Source organism: Plantactinospora sp. CNZ321, from assembly GCF_004217235.1.
This window is the reverse complement of the sequence record NZ_SHKQ01000001.1, coordinates 1,732,694-1,755,193: the sequence shown is the minus strand read 5'-3', so window position 1 is coordinate 1,755,193 and position 22,500 is coordinate 1,732,694. Positions and strand designations below refer to the sequence as shown.

Sequence of the window (22,500 nt, the reverse complement as noted above, 5' to 3'; positions counted from 1 at the left end):
GAGCCGTCGCCACGGTTGTGCGTACCGTCCGGACAAGTAGCGGGGCACAACGACTCGATCTCAGTTCCGTCATGATCGGATCACAAAGTCGCCTGTCGGCCAAATCACCGCCTTCATAGCCAACCTTTCACTCGTCCTCGGGCGCTTCGCTGCCATGAGGGGCGACGAGTCACGCCGCCCGCCTCGCCCATGGGAGAAGCAGAACGATGAGGCTGGTGTTTCGGCGTGCCAGGACGGCGAAGAGTCTGCTCCTCGCGGCGACCGGAGCGACCCTGATCGCCACCGCCATGCTCACCGCCCTCGCCGGCTACAGCCGGGAGGTGATCGACTCCGGTACCGAGCGCGCGGTCGCGTCGGCCACCCCGGAGGAGCGGTCGATCCTGGTACGTGGCACCGCCGGCAGCAGCCCGGCGAGCCTCGCCGAACGGGACGAGGCGGTACGGGCCCGGTTCGCCGACGGTGTCGCCGGAGTACCGGCCGAGATCGCCGGAGCGGGTTACGCCGCCGGGCGGCAGTTCGCCGGCCCTACCGGCAACGCCGTGCCGGACGCCAAGGGCCTGGTCTTCGCCCGGGTCGTCTTCCTCGACGACCTCCCCGGGCACGCCCGGCTGACCGAGGGCGCCTGGCCCAGCCCCGGCCGGCAACCGGTACAGACCGCGCTCGCCGAGCCGGTCGCGAAGATCCTCGGAGCCCGGGTCGGCGACCGGATCCCGATCACCGACCGGGTCACCGACCGGGTCACCGAGGTGACCGTCACCGGCGTCTGGCAGCCGCACGACGTCCGGGACCCGTACTGGCGGCTCGTGCCCGAGGTCACGGACGGGGTCGCGGCGGGGTCCGCCACCTACGGGCCGCTGGTCGTCGACCGGGCCGACTTCCTCGACCACTTCATCGCCAACGCCTCCGCCGGCTGGCTGGTCGAGCCCGACCTGGCCGGGGCCACCACGCACTCGCTGGGCCGGCTCGGCGAGGCCGCCGTGCAGACCGCCGCCAACCTGCCCGCGGAAACCGGGCTCGGCAGTTCGGGACTGGTCACCACGCAGCTCGACCAGCTCGCGCAGCGGCTGGAGCGGGCCGGACTGGTCGGCCGGTCGGCCCTGGTCACCCCGATGCTGCTGGTGGTGGTCCTCGGCGGGTACGCGCTGCTGCTGGTCGCACTCCTCCTCACCGAGCAGCGCCGGGGCGAGGCGGCACTGCTCCGGGCCCGGGGTGCCGGGCGGGGGCAGTTGGCCGGACTCGCCGCCCGGGAGGCGTTACTGGTCGTCCTGCCGGCCGCGGTGATCTCGCCGGTACTCGCCACCGAGCTGGTCCGGCTGGCCGACCGTACCCCGATGCTGGCCGCCGCCGCGCTGCGGCTGAGTCCCCGGCTCGACACCCGGGCCTGGCTGATCGCCGGGCTGGCCGCGCTCGGCTGCGCGCTGGCGATGCTCGGCCCGGCGCTGCGCCGCGCCGGCAGCTACGTCGGCGAGATGGCCAGCCGCTCCCGGCCGAGCCGGCGGACGATCGCGCAGCGGGCCGGGCTGGACGTCGCGCTGATCGCCCTGGCGGTGCTCGGCTGGCTGCAACTGCGGCAGTACTCCTCGCCGCTGGCCGGCGCCCGCCCGGACGGCACCCTCGGAATCGACCCGCTGCTGGCCGCGACCCCCACGATCGGGGTGCTGGCCGGCGCGGTACTCGCGCTGCGCGGCCTGCCACCGATGGCCAACCTCGCGCAGCGATGGGTCGACCGCGGGTCCTGGACCGGCACCATGCTCGGGATGTGGCAGGCCGGTCGGCGGCCGCACGCCGGCCCGGTGCTGCTGCTCGCCCTGGCGGTGGCGGTCGGCACCCTCGCCTGGTGCCTGGCCGCCACCTCGGAACGGTCCCTGACCGACCAGGCCGACCACCTGGTCGGCGCCGACCTGCGGCTCGTCGAGTCCAGCGGGGTCGCGCCACCGGCCCGTGCCGGGCAGCTCGCCGAGCTGCCCGGCACCGAACAGATCCTGCCGGCCTGGCGGGACAACCCCCGGCTCGGCGGCGACGCCGTACCGGCCGGGATGGTCGCGCTGGACGTCGCCAGCGCCGAACGGGTCGTCCGGGTCCGGGACGACCAGGTGGACGGCGACACCGCCGGACTCTTCGCCCGGATGGCCGACGCCCGGGTGACCGCCCCGGTCGTGCCGCTTCCGCCGGGCACCACCGCGCTGACCGGCCGGATCACCACCACCGGCACCGGCGGTTCGGCCCGCGTCCCGGTCCGCACCTCGGCGATCCTCACCGAGCCGCACGGCGGGCACCTGCGGATCCCGCTCGGCGCGAGTTACGACGACACCCCGCTGCGGTTCAGCGTGCCTCTGCCGGCGGGCGGCGACACGCCGCCGAAACTGGCCGGCTTCGTCGTGGACACCCTCGGACCTCCCGGGTACCTCGTCGACTGGCAACTCACCGACCTGCGTGCCGTCCCGGCCGGCGGAGCCGGGACCGGCGTACCGCTCACCGACGGCCGACAGTGGCAGGCGGTACACCGCTCCGGCAGTACCGGACCCGCGACGGCGGGACCAGCCGGGCTGACCGCCCAGTACCAGGCCTCCCGGTTCGGCGGCTGGGCGGGACTCAACTCGCTGGTCTCCTTCGCCGTGACCGTCGCGCCCGACCCGGGGCAGGTGCCCGTGGTGGCCACCCCGGAGGCGTTGGCGGCGCTGCGACTCGGGGTCGGCGAGCAGACGGCGCTGGTGCTGAACGGCGGAACCGTCGACGTCCGGATCACCGGTACGGTGACCGCGCTGCCCGGCGTACCGGAGTCGGCGGCGCTCCTGGTCGACCTGCCGTCGCTGAGTACCGCGCTCTACCACCGGCTGGGTGTGCTCTCGGCGACCGAGGAGTGGTGGCTGGCCACCCGCCCCGACCAGCACGCCGAGGCGGCTCGGACGGCGGCCGGACTCGGCGGGCTGCAGGTCGCCGACCGGGTGGAGGTGGCCAGCCGCTCGGCCGACGACCCGTACGGTGTCGGCGCCCGGGCCGCCCTGTTCGCCGCCGCGCTCGGCGCCATCCTGCTCGCGGCGGTCGGCATCACCGTGGACGTCCGGGCCACCGCCCGGCGCCGGGTCACCGAGCTGGCCGTGCTGCACACCCTGGGCGCCGGTCCCCGGCTGCTGGCCCGGTCGCTCCTGGTCGAGCAGGCGTTCCTCTCCGGCATCGGCGTGCTGGTCGGGCTCGGGGTGGGCATCGCCGTGGCGGCCACCATGGCCCCGCTGGTCATCCTCACCCCATCGGCGCAACGGCCGGTGCCGGCACCGCTGCTGGACGTCGCCTGGCTGCCGGTCGCCGGGACCGCCGCCCTGCTGCTGCTGCTCGCGCTCGGGCTGAGTGGGCTGACCGCCGCCACCATGCGGCAACGGCTGGCCGCGGCCCAACTGCGGATCGGGGAGGACCGGTGAACGCTCCGGATCGGGGAGGATCGGTGAACGCTCCGGATCATGGAGGACCGGTGAACGCGGGACCGGTGCAGGGACAGCACGCCGTGCGGGGTGGAGGAGCGGTGACGAGGCGGGTCGGGCCCCGACTGCCGGGGCCGTTGCGCCGGGCCCGGATCTTCGCCGGTTATCTGGGGCTGCTCGGCGTACTCGGGCTGGTGGCGGCGCTGCTGGTGACCGGTGCACCCCGGCTGGCGAACGAGTTCGCCGACGACGGGATGCGGCACGACGTACGCGAGCTGCCGTACCAGGTCCGGGACCTGACGTTCACGGCCTCGATGCGCGCCGTCCAGGGTCCGGACGCCGCCGTGGCGGCCGGGTGGCTCGACCGGCTCCGGGAGCAGCTACCCGGGCCGCTGCCGGGACTGGTCGGCCAGCAGTGGTTCGCCGGCCGGATCGGCCCGAAGGACCTGGCCGTGGCCGGTGACGCGCCGTCGCTGCGCGGAAGCTGCCGGCCGGAACTGCAACTGCGCGGCCAGGCAGGCATCGAACGGGAGCTCCGGGTCGTGCAGGGGCGCTGGCCGGCGTCCGGAGGCGGCGTCGAGGCGGCACTGTCCCGGGAGGCCGCCGGCATCCTCGGACTGGGGGTCGGCACCACCGTCGTGCTCGGCGACGCGGGTGTCGGCAAGGGCTCCGTCCGGGTCCGGATCGTCGGCCTGTACGACCCGATCGATCCGACCGCGCCGACCTGGGACGCGATCCGGATCGCCGAGGTGGCCTGCCCGAACCCGACCGAGGGCACCACGCACCGGGCGGCGCTGCTGACCGACCTGGCCGGGGTCACCACCGCCGCAGGGGTGTTGGGGATCGGATTCGAGTGGCGCTACCGGGTCGACGAGGAGCGGATGACCACCGCCGACATCCCGCAGGTGCTGACCGCGGTCGCGGCGACCCGGCGGACACCGCCGGGCGACCGCCTGGCGAGGTCGACCGGCCTGGACAGCGGCCTGGTACTGACAACCGGCCTGGACGGCGGCCTGACCAGGTTCGACGGTCAACTCCGCGCGGTGCAGGCGCTGCTCGCCGTGGTGCAGGCCGGCATCCTGGCCACCCTGCTCGGGCTGGTCGCCCTGGCCGCCGGCCTGGCGGTGCAGCGTCGCCGGGAGGAGTTCACCCTGCTCCGGGCCAGAGGAGCGACGGCCCTGGAGATCGGTGCCCGTACGCTGCGGGAGACCGTCGCGGTGCTGCCCGTCGCGGTACTCGCCGGCTGGCTGCTCGGCCGGCTCGCGCCGGGTCGCCCGGCCGGGGCCGAACCGCTCGGGGTCGCGCTGATCGCCGTCGGCACCACCCTGGCCATTCCCCTGCTGGCGGCGCTCGGCCAGCGCCGGGCGAGCTTCGTGGGCCGGCGACGGGACCTGGTGCGCCACCGCCCGTCGGTCCGCCGGCTGACCGCCGAACTCTTCGTCCTGCTGCTCGCGGTGCTCGGCGTGGTACTGCTGCAACGGCGCGGGCTGAGCCAGGAAAGGGTCGACCCGTACCTGGTGTCGGTGCCGGTACTGCTGGCCGTGGCCGCCGCCCTGCTGGCGCTGCGCCTGGTGCCGTGGCCGCTGCGCCAGGTGGGCCGGATCGCCGCCCGGGCCCGTACGGTGGTGCCGTTCGTCGGCCTGGCCCGGGCCGGAAGGGGTGCGCCGGTGACCGTCGGGCCGCTGGCGGTGCTCGTCGTCGCGATCGCCACCGGGGTCTTCACCAGCGTCGTGACGAGCACGGTCGCGCAGGCCCGGGACCGGGTGACCGACCAGGAGGTCGGCGCCGACGCCCGGATACTCGGCTCCTACTCCGACCAGGCCACCGCCGAGCGGCTCGACGCGCTGTCCGGAGTGGACGCGGTCAGCCCGGTGGCCGTCGAGGTGGGCCAGCCGCTGCGCTCACCCACCCCGGACCGGCTCGGCGGGCGTGACCTCGGCCAGACCCAGGTACTGGTGGTGGACGGTCCGTCGCTGGCCCGGGTACTGGCGGCCAGCGGTGTCGACGTCACCGTGCCGGCCGGGCTGGCCGCACCGGGGCGGATCGACGGCCCGGTGCCGGCGCTGGTCTCGCCGGAGGTGGCCGAGGCGGTCGGCGCCGGTGCGGTCACCGAGGTGCAGGGCCGGCGGTACGAGTTCCGGGTCGACCAGGTGGCGTCCGGCTTCCCGGGGCTGGCGGCCGAGGTCCGCCGGTTCGTCGTACTTCCCTGGCAGGCGATGCCGGTGCCGGAGTTCCAGCCGATCCGGCCCAACCAGTTCCTGGTGGCCGGGGACGACTTCGCCAGCGCCGAACTGATCGCGACGGTCGACGCCGCCCAGCGGGAGTACCTGGCGAAGGTGCTGGGCCAGCCGGTCGAGCAGGTACGACCGCAGACGTCGGTCAGCATCACCACCTGGCAGCAGCACCGGCAGGCGCTGGAGCGCAGCGGCGTGAACCGGCTGCTCAGCTTCACCTTCGGCACCGGGGTGGCCGGGGCGACCGCGTTGGCACTGCTGGCGGTCGGTTTCGCCGTACTCGCCGAGGCGCCCGGCCGGGGCCGGATGCTGTCCCGGCTGCGCACGATGGGGCTCTCCGGGCGGCAGGGCCGAGGGCTGCTCGTATACGAACTGGTGCCGCTGGTCGGCGTCGGGGTGCTGGCCGGGGGACTGGTCGGGGTGGCCCTGCCCCGGCTGCTCGGGCCGGCGCTGGGGCTGTCCGGGTTCACCGGCGGCCTGCCGGCTCGGATCCACCTGGATCCGCTGCTGATGGTCGGCGTACTGCTGCTGGTGGCGGTAGCGCTGGTCGTCGCCCTCGGCCTCGAAAATCTGATCAACCGGCGGATGCGCCTCGGCGAGGTGCTCCGGCTCGGAGAGGAGAACTGATGGCTCGGAGAGGGGACGAAAACTGATGGCGAGTCCGACGACTACCGCCGCGGTGCCCGATCTCGCCGTACTCCAGCGCAGGGCCGCGGAGCGGGCGGCGGCCCGGGCCGGCGGCGAGGACCGGCTGCGTGGGCACATCGTCTGCGACGGATTGGTCCGGATCTTCAAGACCGAGGGCGTGGAGGTGGTCGCGCTACAGGGGTTGGACCTGGTGGTCGACCGGGGTGAGTTGCTCGCCATCGTCGGCGCCTCCGGCTCGGGCAAGTCGACGGTGCTGAACATCCTCTCCGGACTGGACGTGCCGACCGCCGGGATCGCCCGGGTGGCCGACTTCGACCTGCTGGCGATGTCGCCGAAGCGCCGGCTGCGGTACCGCAGGCACACCGTCGGCTTCGTCTGGCAGCAGACCGCCCGCAACCTGCTGCCGTACCTGACCGCCCGGGAGAACGTGGAGCTGCCGATGCGGCTGGCCCGGGGCCTGCGCGGCCGGGCGGCCCGCAGGCGGGCGACCGAGCTGCTGGAGATGGTCGGGGTCGGCTACTGCGCCGACCGCCGCCCGGACCAGATGAGCGGCGGCGAGCAGCAGCGCTGTGCGGTGGCGGTCGCGGTGGCCAACGATCCGGAGGTGCTCTTCGCCGACGAGCCGACCGGCGAGCTGGACGAGGCGACCGCGGCCGAGGTCTTCGGCGCGCTGCGCACCATCAACGCCGAGCTGGGCGTCACCATCGTGGTGGTGACGCACGACCACGCGGTCTCGTCCCAGGTCCGCCGGACGGTCGCGATCCGCGACGGGCGGACCGCCTCCGAGGTACGCCGCTCCACGCGGCTGCGCGCGGACGGCGTCGAGGAGCTGGTCACCGAGGAGTACGCGCTGCTGGACCGGTCTGGCCGGATGCAGTTGCCGGCGGGCTTCGTCGACGCGTTGAGCCTGCGCGACCGGGTCCGGCTCAACCTGGAGCCGGATCACGTGCAGGTCCGGCCCGGCAACGACGGGGAGCGGCCATGACCGGCGGGGCGGGGCGACCGGAGACGGGCGGGTACGGCGAGAGAGGGCCGCTGATGGGCGAGGAACTGGTCCGGGTCGAGGGGGTCGGGCGGGACTACGCCGCCGGCGACCGGGTGGTGCACGCGGTCCGGGAGGTCTCGTTCACCGCCGCCCGGGGCGAGCTGGTGGCGATCCGGGGCCGGTCCGGTGCGGGCAAGACCACCCTGCTGAACCTGATCGGCGGTCTGGACCGGCCGAGCTACGGACGAATCCACGTCGCCGGGCACGAGATCACCGCTGCCGGCGGTGACGAGCTGCTGGAGCTGCGCCGCTCCACCATCGGCTTCGTCTTCCAGTCGTTCGGGCTGATCCCGATCCTCTCGGCGGCGGAGAACGTCGGGGTGCCGCTGCGGCTGGTGAAGCGGCGCCGGGTCGAGCGGGAGGAGCGGGTGACGATGCTGCTCGAACTTGTCGGGTTGGGTGCTCAGGCGGCGCAGCGCCCGTACGAGCTCTCCGGCGGCCAGCAGCAGCGGGTGGCGGTGGCCCGGGCGCTGGCGAACGATCCGGCGCTGCTGATCGCCGACGAGCCGACCGGGCAGCTCGACTCGGAGACCGGGCGTTCGATCATGGATCTGCTCCGCGCGCTGGTACACGCCCGGGGGATGACCGCGCTGGTGGCCACACACGACCCGACCCTGATCGACCTGGCGGACCGGGTCCTGACGCTGCGCGACGGCCGGCTGGTGGACGGGGCGGCTCTGGAAGACGTGGCACTGGCCGGGAGTTGACTCTCCGGACACGATTCAGGGACGGGGATTCGTACGCCCGTACGAGCCCTCGCCCCTGATCCGAGGTGCGGTTTCGAGTCTCAGTCGCCCTGCCGCTGCTGGGGGATCTGGCCCTGCAGCAGGGCACGAACCTCCGACTCGCGGTAACGGCGGTGCCCGCCCAGCGTTCTGATCGCGCTGAGCTTCCCCGCCTTGGCCCACCGGGTCACGGTCTTCGGGTCGACACGGAACATCGACGCGACCTCTGCCGGCGTGAGTAGCGGCTCAGGTTCATGCGTACGCGATGCCATCGGTCACTCCTCCACAGGTGCCTATAGACATCGGCCGGGGTCCCGCCGGCCGACGCGTCTCCCATGGTCCGGCTAGTCCCCGATGTCCGACATGGGCCGAACGGCCGAAGGTCCCTGGATGGACGGATGAACAATGACCGATATATGGTCCTTTTTTATGCCAGAAAAAGACTTAACCGGACGGCCGATTGCCCCTGGTGACGTCGATGTTACGAGGGGCATTCACCTGTGCGCGCTCCCATTCAGCCCTGACCCGCATCATTCGCTAATTGCAACGCTCCAGTAACTGGACTGCCCGCCAGCGTGCCACGAGCTTCTCGTACGCCTCGGTGGCCGCCTCCGCGTCCCCCTTCGACAGCCCGGCCAATCCGGCCGCGACCAGCTCCGGCGAGTCGTCTGCGGCCAGCGCCTCGTCCGGAAGCAGGTCGACCAGCCCACCGTAGTCCAGCTCCACGACCGACCGGGGATGGAACTCCTCCAGCCACCGGGCCCCCTCCTCGACGGCCTCGGTGATCGGCGCGTCCCCGACCGACTTGCGCAGCACCGACAGGCCCCGCGAGGCCCGCCGCCGGGCCTTGGAGATCTCGGTGCGGTAGCGCAGCACCCGCCGATCCGGCCGGGTGGTCAGCTCGCGCTCCTCCGGGTCGACGAAGACGAACCAGCGCAGCGGCACCCCCCAGGTGGCGATCTGCTCGTGCAGCCTCGGCACGCCGTGCTCCAGCACCCGGGCCCCGCTGCGCCAGTCCTCCACCACGGCCTTCGCCTGGCCGGCGAGCACCGGCGGGACGAACGCGTCGGCCAGCACCGGAGGTACGCCGTCCCGGGCGCTGAGCGCCGCCTCGGCCACCCGTACGCGCAGGTTCCAGGGGCAGACCAGCAGCGTGTCGTCGGCCTCCAGGACGTACGCCTCCTCGGGCAGGTCGGGCAGCCGGGTCCAGCCGGCACCGAGCGCCTCGATCACCGCCGTCCGCTGCCGTACCGGTCCCTCCAGCGGGGCCACCGCCCTGCCCTCCTTGACGTAGCGACGCCAGAAGATCTGCCGGTCCCGGTCGAAGGCGGTCAACGGCTCGTACACCCGCAGGTAGGAAGCGAAGAGCGACGGCACGGCGCGATCCTCCCACGAAACGGGAGCCGACTGTCCCCGGCGTCTCCAATCAATGTCGCGCGCGCCGGCCACGATCCACACCCGGGCCGATCACGATTAGGCTCGGAGCAGGCCGGCAACATCCCCCGCCGGCACATCGGGAACCCCCCTTCCCGCCGCATCCCACGAGGATGCCCATCGGAGATCAGGAGCGCGACATGGACGTATTCGCCAGTACCGACGGGCCGGATTCCGACGGCCACGAGCAGGTCGTGTTCTGCCAGGACAAGCAGACCGGGCTCAGGGCGATCATCGCCATCTACTCCACCGCACTCGGACCGGCGCTCGGCGGCACCCGGTTCTACCCGTACGCGACCGAGGCCGAGGCGCTGCACGACGTACTCGACCTGTCCCGGGGCATGGCGTACAAGAACGCACTCGCCGGGCTGGACCTCGGCGGCGGCAAGGCGGTCATCTGGGGCGACCCGGAGCGGATCAAGACCGAGCCGCTGCTGCGGGCGTACGGGCGCTTCGTCGAGTCGCTGGGCGGTCGCTACTACACCGCCTGCGACGTCGGCACCTACGTCACCGACATGGACGTGGTGGCCCGGGAGACCCGCTTCGTGACCGGCCGCAGCGTCGAGCACGGCGGCGCCGGGGACTCGTCGGTGCTGACCGCCTGGGGCGTCTTCCAGGGAATGCGGGCCGCTGCCGAGCACACCTGGGGGTCACCGACCCTGGCCGGGCGCCGGGTCGGGATCTCCGGGCTGGGCAAGGTCGGCAAGCACCTGACCGGCCACCTGGTCGACGACGGCGCCGCGGTGGTGGCGACGGACGTCAACCCCAGGGCGCTCTCCTGGGTCCGGCAGACCCACCCGCAGGTCGAGGTGGTCGCCGACACCCAGGCCCTGATCACCTCCGACATCGACGTGTACGCCCCCTGCGCCCTCGGTGGCGCTCTGGACGACACCACCGTGCCGGCGCTGCGCGCCTCGGTGGTGGTCGGCGCGGCCAACAACCAACTCGCGCACTCGGGCATCGAGAAACTGCTCGCCGACCGGGGCGTGCTGTACGCCCCCGACTACGTGGTGAACGCGGGCGGCGTGATCCAGGTCGCCGACGAGATCGAGGGCTTCAACTTCGAGCGCGCGAAGCTGCGGGCCACCCGGATCTACGACACCACCCGGGAGATCCTGCGGCTGGCCGACGCCGAGGGCGTGCCACCGGCGGTCGCCGCCGACCGGCTCGCCGAGCGCCGGATGGCCGACGTGGGTCGGCTGCGCACGATCCACCTGGGCTGAGCGTCGGCTCCGACGGCTTCGGGGCCGGAGTCGATGGGTACCGGCTTCGTGCCCCGGGCCGGACGGACGTCCAGTCGATTGCCGGGTAATCAGGTAGAAAGTACGTTGTACTGGACTGATGGGTCTGGAGACGACAAACGCGTCATGACTGGGCCGGGTCGGCGCTCCTTACTGAGTAGGATGGGACCGCCCGTCGATGTCGGTGCGACGCGCGGGCATGGGCGGTGGTAACCCGAGGTGCCGAACCGGGGCATCCCCATGTACCGTAAGAGCCACGAGAGATGCCTGACGTCATCGGGGCCCGCCTTCGGGCTGCCCCGAATTCTGTGCGAGGGGGTCGAGCCATGGGGCGCGGCCGTGCTAAGGCCAAGCAGACTAAGGTCGCCCGGGAGTTGAAGTACCACTCCCCGAACACCGACCTCGCCGCCTTGCAGCGAGAACTCGGCGGCAGCCGCAAGTCGGACCACGACTTCGACGACGACTACAAAGAGTATGTCGACGACGATGACGAGGATCACGACGCGGACGACGACCCGGGTAACTGGGTCTCAGCCCGCTGATCTCTGGTCACATCTGAGCACGCGGTAACACCGCGTGCTCACGCGTGTCCGAGTGCCTGCGGGCCGTACCGCCGGTCGGGGTGCCAATCGGTAAGGACCTGCCGGGCCGGAGTCTGTCTCCAGCCCACCAGCAGGTCCTTACCGCTGGCTGTGGCCCGTCGTCGCTCCGGCGTCGGGTAAGGCCCGCCCGTCCATCAGCGACACGGCGGGACGTCCGAGCACCAGGCGGACGGACGGGACGGCCCGCCCATCAGGTCGGTTTCCGCCCACCCGCCCGCCCGGGCGAGACTCATCGAGGGCGATTGTTCCAGTTGTAGAACGTCGGAATGTTTTCGAAGTGGTTCCAGGCGCAGACCGCGCTCGCCCCGTCCCCGCCGGCCGGCACCTCGGCCCGGAGCCGTCGCGCCTCCGCCGCCTCCCGCAGCAGGGTGGTGAGCCCGGCCCGAGCACCCAGGACCCGGGTGGCCACCGGATCGTGCACTCCGGCCTCGACCGGCTCAGGCGGCGGTTGGCTCGTGGTCTCGGGCATGATCCAACACTCCCTCTAGTAGACGGATCTTGCTGTTGCGGCAGTGGTCGGTCTCCGTACCATCGAAGCGCCCATGCTCGAAGTAGCGGTTGGCGGCGTGTCCGCCCCCGCAGAATCCGAAGTATGGGCAGCGGGCGCGGCAACTCTCCACGCCGGTCAGGAACTCCGTCACCCACGGCGTCTGTGCGGCGCTGCCGAGAATGTCCCCCAACGGGGTCTCCAGGACGTTCCCGCTGGTGAAGTCGCCGTAGTGCGGGTCGGAGAAGCCGGCCAGCTCCGGGGAGAGCAGGACCACCGAGCCGTCGTACCCGATGGTCGGGATGGGGTCGAGCTGGCGGGGCAGGACGTCGTCCTCGGCGCCGTCGAGGACCGCCGCGGCGTACCGAAGCGACCACTCGATCTCCCGGAGGTGGATCCGGGGATCCCGGCGCCAGGCGGTGACGAGCTCGGCCCAGAAGCCGCCGACCAGCTCCGCCGGATGGGCGTTGCGCCGGGTGTTGACCCCCTCCGTCTCCTCGATGTTGATTCCGAGCACGTCGCAGCCGAGCCCGAGGAAGTAGTCGTACAGCTCGGTGGCGAGACCGGGCTCCGGCCGGCTCACCACGCAGAGCGCCGAGTACCCGATCCCGTGCCGGCGTAGCGCCTCGACGCCGGCCATGATCCGGTCGTACGACGGCTGGCCGCCCCGGCCGACCCGCTCCCGGTTGCGGTCCCGGGGTCCGTCGACGCTGACGCTGACCCGGATCCGGTGTGCGGCGAAGAACTCGCACCAGGCGTCGTCGATCAACGTCGCGTTGGTTTGCACGTGGTGCTCGACCGCGGGGTCGAAGGGCGCCAGCAGCGCCGCGAGGTGCTCCCGTCCGGCGGCGAGTGGCTCGCCCCCGTGCCAGACCACCGAGAACCGCCCGTGTCGCGCCCAGCCGTTGACCGGGCCGGCTACCGCGGCCGCCACCGGTACCGTCATCCGACGGTCCGTCGCCCGCAGCGGAAGGTAGCAGTACGCGCAGTCGAGGTTGCACAGCGTGGTCGGCTGCATAACCACGTAGCTGGGGACCGCGGCGATCCCCCGCATGCCGGAAAACTCCTGTCCACGGACAGCCATGGCCCTCCTCCCCCGCCTGTGAGGTGCCCCTCAGGCTAGGTGGCGGTAGCCACCCCGGTGAAGTCCTGACCAGGTATGCCGAGAATCACGGGCAATATCGCGGATACGGGTTTTGACGCCTTTTCGTACTCGGCCCAGCGTCGCATGCCCGGCTTGCCGGGCCGCGTCCGGGTCAGCCCCGGGTGTGCTGGCCGATCATGTGCACCTCGCCGGTGCCCTCGATGATCTCACCCGCCTGCCAGGCCTCGACACCCCGGCCGGTCAGGCAGGCCAGCGCCCGGTCGGCGTCCTCGGCCGACACGATGGCGAACATGCCCACGCCCATGTTGAAGGTGGACTCCATGTCCTGGTCCTCGATCCGGCCCTTGGCCTGCACCAGGTCGAAGATCGGCTGCGGTCGCCAGGTGGCCCGGTTGACCACCGCGTCGACGTGGTCGGGGAGCACCCGGACCAGGTTGCCGGGAATTCCGCCGCCGGTGACGTGCGCCAGGGCGCGAACCTCGGCCTCGGTGATCAGCTTCAGGCAGTCCTGCGCGTAGATCTTGGTCGGGGTCAGCAGCTCCTCACCCAGGGTCCGCTGCCTGCCGAAGTCCTCGATCACGGTGTCCAGCCGCATCCGGCCGGCGCCGAGCAGTACGTGCCGGACCAGGGAGTAGCCGTTGGAGTGCAGGCCGGAGGAGCCCATCGCGATCACGACGTCGCCGACCTCGACCCGCTCCGGGCGGAGAATCTCGCTCTCCTCCACCACACCCACGCCGGTGGCCGAGACGTCGTACTCGTCCGGGCGGAGCACGCCGGGGTGCTCGGCGGTCTCGCCGCCGAGCAGCGCGCAGCCGGCGTACCGGCAGCCGTCGGCGATGCCGGCGCCGATCTCGGCGACCTTGTCCGGGACGACCTCGCCGCAGGCGATGTAGTCGAGCAGGAAGAGCGGCTCGGCGCCGCAGGCGACCAGGTCGTCCACGACCATCGCCACCAGGTCGATGCCGACGGTGTCGTGGATGTCCATCTGCTGCGCGATGACCAGCTTGGTGCCCACCCCGTCGGTCGACGAGGCGAGGATCGGGTTGCGGTACTTCTGGGTGTCCAGCCGGAACAGGCCGGCAAAGCCGCCGAGGTCGCCCATCACCTCGGGGCGCCGGGTGCCCTGTACCTTCGGCCGGAGCAGTTCGACCGCGCGCTCGCCGGCGTGGATCGAGACGCCGGCGTCCGCGTACGACACGGTGCGCTTGCGGCCGGACCGGCCCATCCCCGCCGTCCAGGGCTGATGGGTGCCGCTCGGGCCGCTTCCTGCACCACTGCGCTCGGTCACGTGCGTCACGGTTCTCCCCTTAGTGGTTCTCGCGGCTGGCCGCGTCGGTAGCGGTCGAGGATCGCTCGACTCCGTGCTGCCCGACCGGATGTAGCCACCCGGTCGGGCCGGTCCTGCCGCCGGGCGCCGTGCCCATCAGCCGTGCCCGGCGTGGTGCCTACGCGTGCGACGACACCTCGCCGCCGCTGGAATTGCTGACGAACGGTTGACCGCCCGGACCGCGGGTGGCCCCGGTCGAGACCACCTCCTCCGCCCCGGCGCCGGCGACCCGGCGGTCAACCCCTTCGAGTAGGTGCTTGCCAATCAGGTTCCCTGCCGGCAGCTCGATCGGGTACTCCCCGTCGAAACAGGCTCGGCAGAGCCGGGTCTTCGGCTGCTCGGTGGCGGCGATGAGTCCGGCGAGGGAGACGTAGCCGAGGCTGTCGGCCCCGATCGACCGCCGGATGCCCTCGTTGTCCAGCCCGTTGGCGAGCAGCTCCGCCCGGGTGGCGAAGTCGATTCCGTAGAAACAGGGCCAGCTGACCGGCGGTGAGGAGATCCTGACGTGCACCTCCAGGGCGCCGGCCTCGCGCAGCATCCGGACGATCGCCCGCTGGGTGTTGCCGCGCACGATCGAGTCGTCCACCACGATCACCCGCTTGCCCCGGACGTTCTCCCGCAGCGGGTTGAGCTTGAGTCGGATGCCGAGCTGGCGGAGCGTCTGCGACGGCTGGATGAAGGTGCGCCCGACGTACGGGTTCTTCATCAGGCCGGCGCCGTACGTGATGCCGGACTCCTCGGCGTAGCCGATCGCGGCCGGGGTGCCGGATTCCGGAACCGGGATCACCAGGTCGGCCTCGACCGGGTGCTCCCGGGCGAGCCTCCGGCCGATGCCGACCCGGGCCGCGTGGATGTTGCGCCCGGCGATCGTGGTGTCCGGCCGGGCGATGTAGACGTACTCGAAGAGGCAGCCCTTCGGCTCCGGCGCCGCGAACCGGGCGGACCGCAGGCCGTGCTCGTCGATGGCGATCAGCTCGCCGGGCTCGATCTCGCGGACCACGCTCGCCCCGACGATGTCCAGTGCGGCGGTCTCGCTCGCCACCACCCAGCCACGCTCCAGCCGGCCGAGCACCAGTGGACGGACCCCGTAGGCGTCGCGGGCGGCGTAGAGGGTGGTCTCGTCCATGAAGACGAGGCTGAACGCGCCGCGCAGTGTCGGCAGCACCTCCAGCGCGGCCGCCTCGACGGACAGGTCGGGGCGGCTGGCCAGCAGCGTCGTCACCAGGGCGGTGTCGGAGGTCGACCCGTCGGAGTCCATGCCGCGCTCGACGGCGTCCCGGGCCAGCTCGGCGGTGTTCACCAGGTTGCCGTTGTGTGCCAGCGCGATCGTGGTGCCCGCAGTGTTGGCCCGGATGGTCGGTTGGGCGTTCTCCCAGGTCGAGCCGCCGGTTGTGGAATATCGGGTGTGTCCGATCGCCAGGTGGCCGCGCAGGCTCGCCAACGTCGGCTCGTCGAAGACCTGGGCGACCAGGCCGAGATCCTTGTAGACCACCACGCCCGACCCGTCGCTCACCGCGATGCCGGCAGCCTCCTGACCACGGTGCTGCAGTGCGTAGAGACCGAAGTAGGTGAGCTTTGCCACCTCTTCGCCCGGGGCCCAGACTCCGAAAACGCCGCACGCGTCCTGCGGACCGGGTCGTTGGGGGTCGAGGTCATGGCTCAACCGGCCGTCGCCTCGGGGCACCTGCCGCTCCCTCTTGCTGATCTGCTCGGACTCGCCTGTCGCCCGGGTGATTTCGGGTTCCGTCGACTCAGACAGTGTACGCGAACCGGAGCCGATACAGAGAGCCACGTTATGGCCCCCATAAGTGACGGATGGTGATGGAAAAGTTCAGCTAAATCGGGAGATAAAGGGAGATATCAGAACGATTGCCGCTGGTGTGCACCAGCCCTTCGGCAACCGCCTCCGACCAGGACATCCGCCCGGTCGCCAGCCGGACCCAGGTCGCCGGCGCCATCTCCACCACGTTCGGCGGTGTACCACGGGTGTGTCGCGGGCCGGCACAACACTGCACCGCACCATAAGGTGGTACCCGGACCTCCACCGCCCGGCCGGGGGCAGCACGAGCCAGGTCACCCAGCAGGGCCCGAACGGCGTCCCGTAGGGTCGCCCGGTCAGGCGTACGGCCGGCGTCGAGATCGGCCAGCGCTGCAGCGACCGGTGCGGACTTATTGTGCGGAGAGGACACGTCGGGACGATACGACCTGGCTTCGTGGCATTTTTCGCCGCCCCTGGGTCGCGCTCATCCGGTCAGACAAGGCATAGTTGCCGACGGTGTAGTCGTATGGGTTGATCCCCGGCCGACGAGGGGTCGGCGGTGGAGCCCCGGAAGGCGGTGGACGTGACAGCACACCGACGAGCCTGGATCTACCGGGCCGGTGTGGTCGTGGCGCTGGCAGCCAGCGCTGTATTCGCTCTCCCCACCACACCAGCCTTGGCTGACGACCCAACCGTCACCATCACCGGGGTGAACGCCAGCCTCAACGCCGGGCAGACGACCCAGCTCACCTTCAGCATCAAGAACAACAACGGCGGTGTGCTGGGCGGCGACACCGCGTTCAACATCAACGTCCGGGGCTTCAACGAGGTGCGGTGCCAGGGTGAGCGGTGCGACTTCACCGACACCATCGACCTCGGCGCGACCAAGCCGTACACCGTCACGCTCCGTGCTGGGAACGTCCCGGCCGGGCAGAGCCGGTCCGGCAGCATCCAGATTACTGCCGAGGTCGGCGGCGACCGCGACACGGCTTCGCGGAACATCACCGTGCGCGGGCCCGAGCCGCCGCCGGAGGTGCAGACGGTCGCCGAGGTGTCGGGACGGGTCACCGACGAGAACACCGGCGACGGGATACCCGGCGTCAGCATGCGGCTCACCGACGGGCAGGGGCGTACCCACAGCGCCAGCACGAACAACAGCGGCAGCTACCGGTTCACCGGTTCGCAGGAGCGGCCGATCGCGCCGGGGCGGCTACAGATCCGGGCCACCAAGGACGGCATCACCGACACCAGGAACGTGAACGGTTCGGCCGGTGCCCGTCTGAACAACCAGGGCATCCAACTCGCCCTCGCCGCCCCGCCGACCGCGACCGCGGAGGCCACGGTGGAGCCGACCGAGGAGGCCGTCGAGGGGGAACCCACCGAGGAGGCCGGTGTCGAGGAGAGCCAGGATGCGGGCGCGCAGGACCAGAGCGCCAACGAATCCGGCGGCGGGCTCGGCTCGTGGGTGCTGATCCTGGCCGGCGGTCTGCTGGTCGCGCTCGGTGTCGGCGCCATCGTGCTGCTGCTGATGCGTCGTAAGGAAGACGACGAGGACGACGAGGACGGTCCCGGTGGACCGGGTGGACCGGGGCCGCGCTCCGGCATGGGCGCCGGTCGGGGTCGCTACCCGGACGACGACGCCACCCGGGTCACCACCCGGCCCGGCGTCGGAGCCGACCCGACGATGGTCAACCGGGGCGGCAACCTGGCCGACGCACCGACCATGATGCACAGTGCGCCACTGGTCGACGACGAGTTCCCCGACCCGTACGGTGCGCCGCTGCCCGGGCCGCAGACGCCGGGTTACGGCGGCGGGCAGCCGGGCTGGGGCGGCAACGCCAACGGCTACGGTGACCGCCCCGGCTCGGGTGCCGGTGCGTACGGCAACGCACCTGGCTCGGGCGCCGGCTACGGCGCACCCGCCTCCGGCGCCGGCTACGGCAACGCGCCCGGCTCGGGCGCGGGCTACGGTGCGCCCGTCTCCGGCGGCGGATACCCCGTGAACGGGGCTGGCGGTTACGACGAGGGATACGACGAGCCGACGGGGCGCTACACCGGCGCCCGGGACGCTGCCGACGAGTACGGCCCGGCGGCCGACCCGTACGACACCAACGCCTACCGCCCGTCCTCCGGCGCCGGCCAGGGTGGCTACGAGCCCACCCAGCAGTACGGTCGGGGCGACGACTACGACGCCGCGGGTTACGGCGCGGCCCGGGGCGGCTACGGTGACGAGCCGCGTACCGGTGCCGGATACGACCGCGTCGACGACGGGTACGACCAGCCGGGTTACGACAACCGGGCCGGCTACGACCCGCAGGGTTACGACGCCGACCGGAGCGGCTACGACCAGCCGACCACCGGCGGCGGCTACGACCATCCCCGTAGCGGCTACGACGACCAGAGCGGCTACGACGACCGCGGTGCTGGCTACGGCCAGCAGGGCGGCGGCTACTACGACGACGCGCCGCGGGCCGGGCACAGCCGGTCCGGTGCGCCGCCACAGCCGAGCCGCTCCGAGCGCCGGTCGCTCGACTGGTTGGACGACTGACGGCGGCCTGCAGGACGTAACGCCGGGGCCCGGTTCGCGACGGCGAGCCGGGCCCCGGCCGTTTCCCGCACACGATCTGGTTTCCCGCACCACGGCCCGCCCCGGCACCACGCACTGCTTTCCCGTTTCCGGGACCGGGGGCCCCGTTCCTCAACCGTGGGACGGCCCGCGAGGACCCGTTCAGGCTGGCGAGTAGACCCCGTTGGATCAGGCCGGCGAGTAGACCCCGTTGCGGAGTACCGGCACCACATCCGAGACACCGATCTGGGCCGCGATCTCGACGTCCCGATCGAACCCCCGGGTGACGAGTTCCCGCCCCGAGACGCTGCCCCGGACCGCCGCAGGTACGTCGGGGAGGCTGTTCAGCGCGGCCAGGGCCAGCGCCGCCTCGACGGAGAGCCCACCGGAAACCGTGGAGAGGGCGTCCAGCACGGCCGCCGCACCGAGCTGGTCCTCGACCGCGGGCCGGAGACTGTCGTCCGGCCAGCGTTCCCCGGCCGCCACGACACCGATCGGTGCCGTGGTCGAGCCGTACCCATGGGCGAGGAGCCAGCGCCCGACGGCGCTGGCGTTACGCAGGCAGGCTGCGACCACAGGCAGTCCGGTGGCGCTGGCGGCGGCGCTGATCGCCGAGCCGTTCGGGGACGGGAGCACCAGGTCCGGCACGACCGGAGCGGCGTGCAGGGCCGCCGGGGAGAGCGACCAGGGATGGTCCGGCGTCACCGCACGGCGGCCGACCGCGGCCACCGCGCCGACCCGGGTGGCGTACTCCGCCGCCTGGGCGCCCCACGGAAACGGGTGCACCCGCATCCCCCGCGCGACCGCCACCTCGACCGACGTGGTGAAGGAGAGCACGTCCACGACCACCAGCACCGCGCAGACCCGGCTCAGCTCGGTCGCGCCGGCCGACCCCCAGTCCAGTCTGGCGCCGGTGCCGGGTTGGGCGTGGACCGATTCCGTCGAGCCGTCCGATGGTCGGGTCAGTTCCGTCACACTGCGGTTCCTTCGCCACGGGAGAGCCCGACCGCCATGCGGCCGGGTCAGTCCGTCGGGCGCTCTCCGGCATCACTCGGGGCCGCGCCCTCCGCCTGTGCGGCGGGATCGGCCCCAGCGGCGGGCCCGGCGACGGCGTCGCCGGCCACGGTGCCGTTCGCGGCGGCGTCGCCAGGCACGGCATCGTCCGTCGCGCCGGCGTCGCCAGGTACGGCATCGCCCGTCGCACCGGCGTCGCCAGGAGCGACATCGCCCGTCGCAGCTACAGCATCACCAGAAACCGCATCGCCGGTCGCAGCGGAATCGTCGGCCGGAGTCGCCTCGGCCACCGTGGGCTCGGGCACCGTGGGCTCGGACACCGTGGGCTCGGGCAGGCTCGGCTCGGCCACCGTGGGCTCGGGCAGGGTGCTGGGCTCGGCCCGGTCGGTGTCGATGACCTGCGCGGTGCCACCGGGACCGGCCGCATCCCGATCCGGGCCGGCCGGCTCGACCTCCGGCGTGCCGGTCCCGGTCGCGATGGATTCGGCCAGCGTCGCCGCGCCCTCGCCGAACAGGCTCGGCAGGGTGGCGCTGTACGCCGCACGCAGTTCCGGCAGGCCGATCGTGAACTGGTCCCTGATCTCCAGCTCGTGCCCGGCGGTGTCGGTGACCCCGATCAGCGTCCACGGCACGCCCCGCTCGACGCAGAGGGCGGTGAACGCCTTCTCGTGCCCGCGCGGCACCGCCACCATCGCCCGGCCGGCCGACTCGCTGAACAGGAAGACGAACGGCATCGAGCCGGTGGTGAAGCCCTCCGGCAGGGCGACCCGGGCGCCGACGTCGTGCCGGAGGCATGACTCGACAAGCGCCTGGCCGAGACCGCCGTCGGAGAGGTCGTGGGCGGAGCGCAGATGACCGACCCGCGCCGCCTCGGCGATCAGCTCGGCGAGGGCGCGCTCGGCCGCCAGGTCGACCTTCGGCGGTACCCCGCCGAGATGCTCGTGGGTGACCCAGGCCCACTCGGAGCCGGAGAGCTCCACCCGGGTCTCGCCGAGCACGAAGATCAGGTCGTGGTCCGCCCCGGTGGTCCGGGCGAAGCCCATCGGCACCCGCTGCGCGACGTCGTCCAGCACGCCGAGCACCCCGACGACCGGGGTGGGGTGGATCGCCGCCGCACCCGTCTGGTTGTAGAAGCTGACGTTGCCACCGGTGACCGGAATGCCCAGCTCCGCACAGCCGTCGGCGAGCCCGCGTACGGCCTCGGCGAACTGCCACATCACGCCCGGGTCCTCCGGCGAGCCGAAGTTCAGGCAGTCGGTCACCGCGACCGGCTTGGCACCGGTCACCGCCACGTTCCGGTACGCCTCGGCGAGCGCCAGCTTCGCCCCGTGGTAGGGGTCGAGCCGGGCGTACCGGCCGTTGCCGTCGACCGAGATCGCCACGCCCAGCCCGGACCGCTCGTCGATCCGGATGACCCCGGCGTCCTCCGGCTGCGCCAGCACGGTGTTGCCGAGCACGTACCGGTCGTACTGCTCGGTGACCCAGGTCTTGTCGCAGAGGTTCGGCGAGGCGATCATCCGGAGCAGGGTCTCCCGGAGCGCGTCGGCGGTGGCCGGCCTGGGCAGCGTCTCGGCCCGGTCCGCCTGGAGCAGGATCAGGTCGGCCGGCTCGCGCATCGGGCGGGCGTAGACCGGCCCGTCGTCCACCAGCGAACCCGGCGGTACGTCGACGACGGTCTGCCCCTGCCAGGTAACCAGTAGCCGGCCCGGCCCGGAACCCGCCTGGGCGCCGGTCACCTCACCGATCGCGCTGGCCGGTACGCCCCACTTCTCGGCGATCTGGAGCACCGCGTTCAGCTTCTCCGGGGCGACGATCAGCAGCATCCGCTCCTGTGACTCGCTGGCCAGGATCTCGTGCGGCTGCATGGACGCCTCGCGCAGCGGTACCCGCTCCAGCCAGACCCGCATGCCGGTGCCGGCCGCGGCGGCGGTCTCGGTGAGCGCGCAGGTCAGCCCGGCGCCGCCGAGGTCCTGGATGCCGACGACGAGCCCGGCGTCGTACAGCTCCAGGCACGCCTCGATCAGCAGCTTCTCCATGAACGGGTCGCCGACCTGCACCGACGGGCGGCGCTGCGCGCTGCCCTCGTCGAAGGTGGCGCTGGCCAGCACGGAGACCCCGCCGATGCCGTCCCGCCCGGTCTTGGCGCCGAGCAGCACCACGACGTTGCCGGGGCCGGCGGCGGCCTTGTTCTGCAACCGGTGCACCGGAAGCACCCCGAGGCAGAGGGCGTTGACCAGCGGATTGCCCTGGTAGCAGGCGTCGAAGACGACCTCGCCGCCGATGTTGGGCAGGCCGAGGGAGTTGCCGTAGGTGCCGATTCCGGCGACTACGCCGGGCAGTACCCGGGCGGTGTCCGGGTGGTCGGCGGCGCCGAACCGCAGCGGGTCCATCACCGCGACCGGCCGGGCGCCCATCGCCAGAATGTCCCGGACGATGCCGCCGACGCCGGTCGCGGCGCCCTGGTGCGGCTCGACGAAGCTCGGGTGGTTGTGCGACTCGACCTTGAAGGTGACCGCGAGCTGGTCGGAGATCTGGATCACACCGGCGTTCTCGCCGATGCCGGCGAGCAGCCGGTCGCTCGGCGGGGCCTTCTCGGCGAACTGCCGCAGGTGCACCTTGCTCGACTTGTAGGAGCAGTGCTCGCTCCACATGATCGAGTACATCGCCAGCTCGGACTGGGTGGGGCGACGGCCGAGGATCTGCCGGATCCGGTCGTACTCGTCGTCGCGCAGGCCCAGCTCGGCGTAGGGCTGGAGGTCGTCGGGGGTGGCCGCGGCGTTCGCCACGGTGTCCAGGCCGCCCGGGTAGCCGTTCACCGGCAGTTCCGCGGCGACGTGCGCCGGCACCGGCTGGCCGGGTACGGGTGACTCCGCCGCAGCCGCCCTGCCCAACGCGTC

15 protein-coding genes and 1 pseudogene are annotated in these 22,500 nt (G+C 72.5%); 7 read left to right on the top strand and 9 right to left on the bottom strand.

Annotated features, from left to right (window positions below):
* Nucleotides 1-206 precede the first annotated feature (206 nt).
* The 4 genes from EV371_RS07755 to EV371_RS07740 all read left to right on the top strand — a co-directional run bounded on the left by EV371_RS07755 (nt 207) and on the right by EV371_RS07740 (nt 8,050).
* Nucleotides 207-3,416, top strand: coding sequence for an ABC transporter permease (locus tag EV371_RS07755; RefSeq protein WP_130461449.1), 3,210 nt, complete (start codon nt 207-209; stop codon nt 3,414-3,416).
* Between the two features lie 101 nt (nt 3,417-3,517).
* A complete protein-coding gene (locus tag EV371_RS07750) occupies nt 3,518-6,277 on the top strand; it encodes an FtsX-like permease family protein (RefSeq protein ID WP_130461448.1) in 2,760 nt (919 codons plus the stop codon).
* Nucleotides 6,278-6,302: 25 nt separating this feature from the next.
* Nucleotides 6,303-7,283, top strand: coding sequence for an ATP-binding cassette domain-containing protein (locus EV371_RS07745; RefSeq protein WP_130461447.1), 981 nt, complete (start codon nt 6,303-6,305; stop codon nt 7,281-7,283).
* 53 nt (nt 7,284-7,336) lie between these two features.
* Nucleotides 7,337-8,050, top strand: a complete 714-nt coding sequence (locus tag EV371_RS07740) for an ABC transporter ATP-binding protein (RefSeq protein ID WP_130465735.1) — start codon at nt 7,337-7,339, stop codon at nt 8,048-8,050.
* Nucleotides 8,051-8,130: 80 nt separating this feature from the next.
* Here the strand turns inward: EV371_RS07740 and EV371_RS07735 are convergent, their stop codons facing one another.
* Nucleotides 8,131-8,340, bottom strand: coding sequence for a BldC family transcriptional regulator (locus EV371_RS07735; protein WP_007073996.1), 210 nt, complete (start codon nt 8,338-8,340; stop codon nt 8,131-8,133).
* A gap of 265 nt (nt 8,341-8,605) precedes the next feature.
* Nucleotides 8,606-9,445 carry a DUF8083 family protein gene (locus EV371_RS07730; protein ID WP_130461446.1) on the bottom strand — a complete coding sequence of 280 codons (840 nt, stop codon included), beginning with the start codon at nt 9,443-9,445 and terminating at the stop codon, nt 8,606-8,608.
* A gap of 197 nt (nt 9,446-9,642) precedes the next feature.
* Between EV371_RS07730 and EV371_RS07725 the strand changes: the two genes are divergently transcribed.
* Together EV371_RS07725 and EV371_RS07720 are read left to right on the top strand one after the other, a co-directional pair.
* Nucleotides 9,643-10,725 (top strand): Glu/Leu/Phe/Val dehydrogenase dimerization domain-containing protein, encoded by a 1,083-nt coding sequence (locus tag EV371_RS07725; protein WP_130461445.1) that lies wholly within the window; start codon nt 9,643-9,645, stop codon nt 10,723-10,725.
* A 344-nt stretch (nt 10,726-11,069) separates the two neighbouring features.
* Complete coding sequence (locus EV371_RS07720) at nt 11,070-11,285, top strand: DUF3073 family protein (protein WP_130461444.1); 216 nt, start codon at nt 11,070-11,072, stop codon at nt 11,283-11,285.
* Between the two features lie 289 nt (nt 11,286-11,574).
* On the opposite strand, the gene amcA is transcribed toward EV371_RS07720, so the two are convergent.
* The 5 genes from amcA to EV371_RS07695 form a co-directional block, all read right to left on the bottom strand.
* Nucleotides 11,575-11,814 carry a multiple cyclophane-containing RiPP AmcA gene (gene amcA / locus EV371_RS07715; protein WP_130461443.1) on the bottom strand — a complete coding sequence of 80 codons (240 nt, stop codon included), beginning with the start codon at nt 11,812-11,814 and terminating at the stop codon, nt 11,575-11,577.
* Complete coding sequence (gene amcB / locus EV371_RS07710; protein ID WP_486484920.1) at nt 11,783-12,886, bottom strand: cyclophane-forming radical SAM peptide maturase AmcB; 1,104 nt, start codon at nt 12,884-12,886, stop codon at nt 11,783-11,785. The genes amcA and amcB overlap by 32 nt, the downstream gene beginning before the upstream one ends.
* A 202-nt stretch (nt 12,887-13,088) precedes the next feature.
* Nucleotides 13,089-14,234, bottom strand: a complete 1,146-nt coding sequence (gene purM, locus EV371_RS07705) for a phosphoribosylformylglycinamidine cyclo-ligase (protein ID WP_130461441.1) — start codon at nt 14,232-14,234, stop codon at nt 13,089-13,091.
* A 148-nt stretch (nt 14,235-14,382) separates the two neighbouring features.
* A complete protein-coding gene (gene purF, locus EV371_RS07700; RefSeq protein ID WP_130461440.1) occupies nt 14,383-15,948 on the bottom strand; it encodes an amidophosphoribosyltransferase in 1,566 nt (521 codons plus the stop codon).
* Between the two features lie 151 nt (nt 15,949-16,099).
* Nucleotides 16,100-16,453 (bottom strand): sterol carrier family protein, encoded by a 354-nt coding sequence (locus EV371_RS07695; RefSeq protein WP_130461439.1) that lies wholly within the window; start codon nt 16,451-16,453, stop codon nt 16,100-16,102.
* 246 nt (nt 16,454-16,699) lie between these two features.
* Between EV371_RS07695 and EV371_RS07690 the strand changes: the two genes are divergently transcribed.
* Nucleotides 16,700-18,571 (top strand): carboxypeptidase regulatory-like domain-containing protein, encoded by a 1,872-nt coding sequence (locus EV371_RS07690; protein WP_165436629.1) that lies wholly within the window; start codon nt 16,700-16,702, stop codon nt 18,569-18,571.
* Nucleotides 18,572-18,778: 207 nt separating this feature from the next.
* Here EV371_RS07690 and EV371_RS07685 read toward each other — a convergent pair whose 3' ends face one another.
* Together EV371_RS07685 and purL are read right to left on the bottom strand one after the other, a co-directional pair.
* Nucleotides 18,779-19,555 (bottom strand): 2-phosphosulfolactate phosphatase, encoded by a 777-nt coding sequence (locus EV371_RS07685; RefSeq protein WP_130465734.1) that lies wholly within the window; start codon nt 19,553-19,555, stop codon nt 18,779-18,781.
* A 482-nt stretch (nt 19,556-20,037) separates the two neighbouring features.
* Nucleotides 20,038-22,449 (bottom strand): annotated as a pseudogene (gene purL / locus EV371_RS07680) (phosphoribosylformylglycinamidine synthase subunit PurL); the annotation flags it as partial.
* Between the last annotated feature and the right edge of the window lie 51 nt (nt 22,450-22,500).